Here is a 5,490-nt window from a genome sequence, read left to right as displayed (position 1 = left end):
TGCCCTGGGCAGTCAACGTGCGCGTAGTGGCGAGTCGGGGTGTCATACTCAACGTGAGAGGTGTTGATGGTGATACCACGAGCTTTTTCTTCTGGTGCGTTATCGATCTGGTCGAAAGCACGTGCAGAACCGCCGTAGGTTTTAGCCAGAACGGTAGTGATCGCTGCAGTCAGGGTAGTTTTACCGTGGTCAACGTGGCCGATAGTACCGACGTTAACGTGCGGTTTTGTACGTTCAAACTTTTCTTTAGACATCGATTGTCCCTCTAAGACACGGATAAATCGGTGGTATCACCACATCAACCAAGCATTTGCTCGTTGAATCCAGAACAGAAAGAAAATCAGGGGGCGAGAAATTAAGAAGTGGTGCTGATAGGCAGATTCGAACTGCCGACCTCACCCTTACCAAGGGTGCGCTCTACCAACTGAGCTATATCAGCACATCTTGGAGCGGGCAGTGGGAATCGAACCCACATCATCAGCTTGGAAGGCTGAGGTAATAGCCATTATACGATGCCCGCATCCTGGAACTCGGCTACCTGATTTTTCTGTAGAATTTTGGGGATAGAGCAGGATTGTTCATCACTCGGCTCGTATCCTTCGGGCCGGCTGCGCCTCGCGCTGCACAACTCGAACCTTGCCGAAGGCTTTCGCCCTCTCCTCCCGCCATCAACCGTTGCGGTGTTTATCGCATCTCAGTTAATCGCCGAAGGCAAGATTTGGTGGTGGGGGAAGGATTCGAACCTTCGAAGTCTGTGACGGCAGATTTACAGTCTGCTCCCTTTGGCCGCTCGGGAACCCCACCAGATTTTAACTACTTGTGACTTGAATGGTGCCGGCTACCGGAATCGAACTGGTGACCTACTGATTACAAGTCAGTTGCTCTACCTACTGAGCTAAGCCGGCATCAAGTGCAGCGCATTCTAGGTAGAGCGGGCGACCTATGCAACAAAAAAATTGCTTTACGCGCACTTTCGCTCATAAATCAGTCAATTTTGCATGCTGTCATGCAATTCGCAGCCTGTGGCGTGCAAACATTCATCACTTGCGGCAATCATTCTCTACAATTTTATCCACTTTTTGCAAGCTTTGAACGCCCCTTTCTCCGTGTCGGGCTTCTCAAAACACGTAACCCACGACGGTAAACCGTGAGCGGGATCGATGCACCAAAAAGAGGATGGCTGCCCTGGTTCGTGGCGTGAACTACACTTATTCCTCGCCCTTTCGCCGTGGCTATGCCTTTTATCGCTCTGGCGCAGTTATTGCTTATCTTCATTACCCCCATATCTGGAGGAATGACCGATGAAAATAGTGCCTATTAACGCCGCTACGCTCCCGATTTATCGCGATGAATTGGCTCGCCTGTTGACCGATGCGGTCACCCACGGCGCTTCAGTGGGCTACGACACCTTAATCCCGCATGAAGACGCCGAGAGTTACTTCCACAGCCTGCGTCCGGCCTTGGCCAAGGGTGAGCTGCTATTGTGGATTGCCCGCGACGAACGCGGCGTCGTTGGCACCGTTCAACTCGAGCTCTGCCAGAAACCGAATGGCCGTAATCGTGCGGAGGTAGTGAAACTGCTGGTTCATAGCCGCGCTCGTCGCAACGGCGTAGGCCTGGCGCTAATGAAGACGTTGGAGCAAGCGGCACTGCAACAGCAGCGCGGGCTACTGTATCTGGATACACAGGCCGGTTCGGCGGCAGAAGCACTTTATCGCAGTCTGGGCTATCGCTGTCTGGGTGAAATGCCTGACTATGCGGCCGGACCCGATGGCTATTACCACTCAACCGTCATTTATTACAAACGTCTGTTCACCGTGACCCCGTCTTCACGCGCTATCGCCAGCTAACCTTCAGGCGGTATCCTGACTCCATGATACCGCCTTGCAACCCCGCTTTATCAACTGCGCGCCGCTTCGCACAATTGACATAAACTGCTGCCTATCGACAACTTTTGCGAAAAAAGTCTACGCCAAAAACGAAGCTGTCTATAATATGCAGCTTGTTTATTCTCTGGAGTTGGCGTCCGGCGCCTTTCCCAACCTGCGTTAACAGGCAGAATTTGGCTTATGATAAAAAGAGATCAATCTTTAGCAACGCCTTACCTACAGTTCGATCGTACCCAGTGGGCTGCGTTGCGAGATTCGGTGCCGCTGACGTTGTCGGAAGAAGAGATCGTTAAACTGAAAGGGATTAACGAAGATCTCTCGTTGGAAGAAGTTGCGCAGATTTATCTGCCGCTGTCACGACTGTTGAACTTCTATATCAGTTCCAACCTGCGCCGGCAGGCGGTACTGGAACAATTCCTCGGCACCGACGGGCAAAAGATTCCCTATGTCATCGGCATCGCCGGCAGCGTAGCCGTCGGCAAGAGCACGACCGCACGTCTGTTGCAGGCGCTGCTGAGCCGCTGGCCGGAACACCGCAGCGTTGAGCTGATCACGACCGACGGCTTCTTGCATCCAAACAAGGTGCTGAACGAACGCGGTTTGATGAAGAAAAAAGGCTTCCCGCAGTCTTACGATATGCATAGCCTGGTGAAGTTCGTGTCGGAAGTGAAATCCGGCGCCAAACGTGTCACCGCCCCGGTTTATTCCCATTTGATCTATGACGTTGTGCCCGAAGGTAATAAAGTCATCGAACAGCCGGACATTCTTATCCTGGAAGGGCTTAACGTATTGCAAAGCGGTATGGATTATCCTCACGATCCGCATCGCGTATTCGTTTCCGACTTCGTCGACTTCTCTATATATGTCGATGCGCCGGAGACGCTATTGCAAAGCTGGTATATCAACCGTTTCCTGAAATTCCGTCAGGGCGCATTTTCCAATCCTGATTCTTATTTCCATAATTATTCAAAATTGCCGGAACCGGAGGCGATTAATATTGCCACGCAATTATGGAATGAAATCAATGGATTGAATTTGCAGCAGAACATACTGCCTACCCGCGAACGCGCGAGCCTGATTATGACCAAAAGCGCCAACCATGCCGTTGAAAGCGTGCGTTTAAGAAAATAAGCCTACCGAACGATCAAGGGGACGCTGCCGTCCCCTTGTCTTTTCTCACTATTCCGCGCTGCGCAGCGATATCTCTCCGCCGATAAAGGGTTTGATTTCCCCTTCTTGTTCCAGCAGGAGTGCACCTTGCGCGTCGATACCCCGGGCGATACCCACAATCTGTCGCTCGCCAATCAGCAGTTTGACCGGTCTGTCGATAAAATTATCCAGCGTGCGCCAACGGCCAATGAATGGCGCCAGCCCATCTATCTCGAATTGTTTTAAGGACTGCCGCAATTCATTAAGCAGAGTGGCGGTCAGCTCATTACGATCGATGTTAATACCGGCTTCTTGCAGGTTGATCCAACCTTGGTTGATCCCACTCGCATTGGTATCCCGCATCGCCAAATTAATGCCGGCGCCGATGACCAACTGAGCCGCGTCGCCGGTTTTCCCCGTCAACTCGACCAAGATCCCTGCCAATTTACGATCGTTCAGGTAAAGATCGTTGGGCCATTTGACTCGCACATCTTTAGCGCCAAGACGCTGCAAGACCTCCGCCATCACCATGCCGATCACCAGGCTCAGCCCCATCGCCGCAGCTGGCCCCTGTTCCAATCGCCAAAACATCGACAGGTATAAATTGGCGCCAAACGGCGAAATCCACTGACGCCCACGACGACCGCGGCCGGCCAGTTGGTACTCAGCGATGCAGGCGTCGCCAGATTGCAGCGTTTCGATACGATCCAGCAAATATTGATTGGTAGAGTCTACGACCGGCAGCACGGTAACTCGCTTGTCGTCCAGCCCTCTAAGAATGCGTTCCGCCTCCAATAGCTGCATGGGAGCAGGCAAGCTGTATCCTTTCCCCGGTACAGTAAAGACATCCAGCCCCCACTCGCGAACGGTTTGAATATGCTTATTGATCGCGGCACGGCTCATGCCCAATGACTCACCGAGCTGTTCCCCGGAATGGAATTCACCGTCGGCCAATAGCGCGATCAGTTTTAACGGGACCTTGGTATCTCTCATGACAGCACCACCACAGCGTTCAATTCGCCAGTTGCGCCAATGAAACGCACCTCAGGTTCCAGCCATACGCCAAATTTATCGGCCACAGTCTTACGGACATGGCGCGCCAGAGCCACCACATCCTGACTATGCGCATTATCGATATTCACCAGCACCAGCGCCTGCTGGCGGTGTACGGCTGCGCCACCGATGCGATACCCCTTCAGTTCGCACTGATCGATCAGCCAGCCAGCGGCCAGCTTCACCTGACCATCCTGCTGCGGATAATGCGGCATGCCGGGATATTGTGTGATGAGTTCTGCGGCTTTCCCCGCGTTCACCAGCGGATTCTTGAAGAAACTGCCGGCATTACCGGTTTCGCGCGGGTCAGGCAGCTTGCTGCGGCGCATGGCACATACGGACTCGAATACCTGAAGTGGCGTCACCGTGGCGGGATCCAGCTTGGCCAGATCGCCATAGCTCAACTTGGGTTGCCACTGCTTGCTCAGACGCAGACCCAGCCCGACAATGGCATGCCCAGTTTGGAAGCGATGTTTGAAAATGCTTTCCCGATAGCCGAAACCACAATCGGCTGCCGGAATGCGATCGATGGCACCCGTAGAGAAGTCCAGCAGGTCGACATACTCACAGACATCTTTCAATTCGACGCCATAGGCACCGATATTCTGGATAGGCGCGGAGCCGGCCAATCCAGGAATCAACGCCAGGTTCTCCAACCCGCAGATCCCGGCCTGCAGCGTATATTGCACCAGATCGTGCCAATTCTCACCGGCGCTGACATGGAGATACCAGGCATCGTTATCTTCTCGAACATCGATGCCCTTCAGTTGGTTAACCATGACCGTACCCGAAAAGTCTTCCAGGAACAGTACGTTGCTACCTTCACCGAGAATCAGCAGCGGCTCCTGACGCTTGCGCGTTTGTTGCCAGACTTTGAGCATCAACTCAATTCTATCGGCGATGACCAGGTGCGCTGCGTTGACCGGGAGCGCAAAAGTATTGTGGTTTTTTAAAGACGCGCTTTCAGTAGACATAACGTTCAGTACCCATGCGGAAATAATCTTTTGCTTAGTCTACTCGATTCGAAGCGTCTGGCTAATATTTGTTTTAATTAACGTGAAATTTATCGAGTAATGCACTGAAGAATTAGGATTTATCTTTGATATAACAGGATAATTCTTATCAACATGTTCATAAATAGGCATTTTTATTATTTAAATAATAATCTTAATCTATCAATTATATATTGAGCTGGTTATTCTCCTGCTCAAAAGCATTATACGTGCTTATGTAAATAAGCAACGTCCGCTGAAATAGGTATTTTTCTAAGCAATAGATACGATCAGGGGATTTATTTTACGCATAGCAAAAAGCCCTGAACGTCAGTTCAGGGCTTTCGGCTTTGTTTGATGCCTGGCAGTGTCCTACTCTCGCATGGGGAGACCCCACACTACCATCG

Annotated in this window: 5 protein-coding genes, 4 tRNA genes and 1 other RNA gene; 2 read left to right on the top strand and 8 right to left on the bottom strand. The window is 51.8% G+C overall.

Annotated features, from left to right (window positions below; translation table 11 throughout):
• The 6 genes from HWW83_RS25420 to HWW83_RS25395 all read right to left on the bottom strand — a co-directional run.
• Nucleotides 1–254, bottom strand: a 254-nt coding sequence (locus tag HWW83_RS25420; protein ID WP_032983140.1) for a GTP-binding protein, incomplete at its 3' end; no start/stop codon positions are given.
• A gap of 109 nt (nucleotides 255–363) precedes the next feature.
• A tRNA-Thr gene (locus HWW83_RS25415) sits at nucleotides 364–439 on the bottom strand.
• Between the two features lie 6 nt (nucleotides 440–445).
• Nucleotides 446–520 (bottom strand) — tRNA-Gly (locus HWW83_RS25410).
• A 37-nt stretch (nucleotides 521–557) separates the two neighbouring features.
• A non-coding RNA gene (locus HWW83_RS25405) (RtT sRNA) lies at nucleotides 558–673 on the bottom strand.
• Nucleotides 674–719: 46 nt separating this feature from the next.
• Nucleotides 720–804: transfer RNA gene (locus tag HWW83_RS25400), tRNA-Tyr, on the bottom strand.
• A gap of 25 nt (nucleotides 805–829) precedes the next feature.
• Nucleotides 830–905: transfer RNA gene (locus HWW83_RS25395), tRNA-Thr, on the bottom strand.
• Nucleotides 906–1,301: 396 nt separating this feature from the next.
• Between HWW83_RS25395 and HWW83_RS25390 the strand changes: the two genes are divergently transcribed.
• Both HWW83_RS25390 and coaA read left to right on the top strand, forming a co-directional pair.
• A complete protein-coding gene (locus tag HWW83_RS25390) occupies nucleotides 1,302–1,850 on the top strand; it encodes a GNAT family N-acetyltransferase (RefSeq protein ID WP_033644356.1) in 549 nt (182 codons plus the stop codon).
• 219 nt (nucleotides 1,851–2,069) lie between these two features.
• Nucleotides 2,070–3,020: a type I pantothenate kinase gene (coaA, locus tag HWW83_RS25385; RefSeq protein WP_025304936.1), complete on the top strand. Its 951-nt coding sequence runs from the start codon at nucleotides 2,070–2,072 to the stop codon at nucleotides 3,018–3,020.
• Between the two features lie 48 nt (nucleotides 3,021–3,068).
• Here the strand turns inward: coaA and birA are convergent, their stop codons facing one another.
• Nucleotides 3,069–4,031, bottom strand: coding sequence for a bifunctional biotin--[acetyl-CoA-carboxylase] ligase/biotin operon repressor BirA (gene birA / locus HWW83_RS25380; protein ID WP_033644354.1), 963 nt, complete (start codon nucleotides 4,029–4,031; stop codon nucleotides 3,069–3,071).
• On the bottom strand, nucleotides 4,028–5,065 hold the full coding sequence (gene murB / locus HWW83_RS25375) for a UDP-N-acetylmuramate dehydrogenase (RefSeq protein ID WP_033644353.1): 1,038 nt from the start codon (nucleotides 5,063–5,065) through the stop codon (nucleotides 4,028–4,030). Before murB ends, birA begins: the two co-directional genes overlap by 4 nt.
• Nucleotides 5,066–5,490 lie beyond the last annotated feature (425 nt).

This window comes from Serratia ureilytica, from assembly GCF_013375155.1.
GTDB classification, from domain to species: Bacteria; Pseudomonadota; Gammaproteobacteria; order Enterobacterales; family Enterobacteriaceae; genus Serratia; species Serratia ureilytica.
Note: the sequence above shows the minus strand (reverse complement) of the source record. Positions and strands in the feature narration are given on the sequence as shown.

What these genes read in the sequence shown, in the direction of transcription:
- HWW83_RS25390 (WP_033644356.1), top strand. Translation starts at nt 1,302, where the DNA reads ATGAAAATAGTGCCTATTAACGCCGCTACGCTCCCGATTTATCGCGAT.
- coaA (WP_025304936.1), top strand. Translation starts at nt 2,070, where the DNA reads ATGATAAAAAGAGATCAATCTTTAGCAACGCCTTACCTACAGTTCGAT.
- murB (WP_033644353.1), bottom strand. Translation starts at nt 5,065, where the DNA reads ATGTCTACTGAAAGCGCGTCTTTAAAAAACCACAATACTTTTGCGCTC.
- birA (WP_033644354.1), bottom strand. Translation starts at nt 4,031, where the DNA reads ATGAGAGATACCAAGGTCCCGTTAAAACTGATCGCGCTATTGGCCGAC.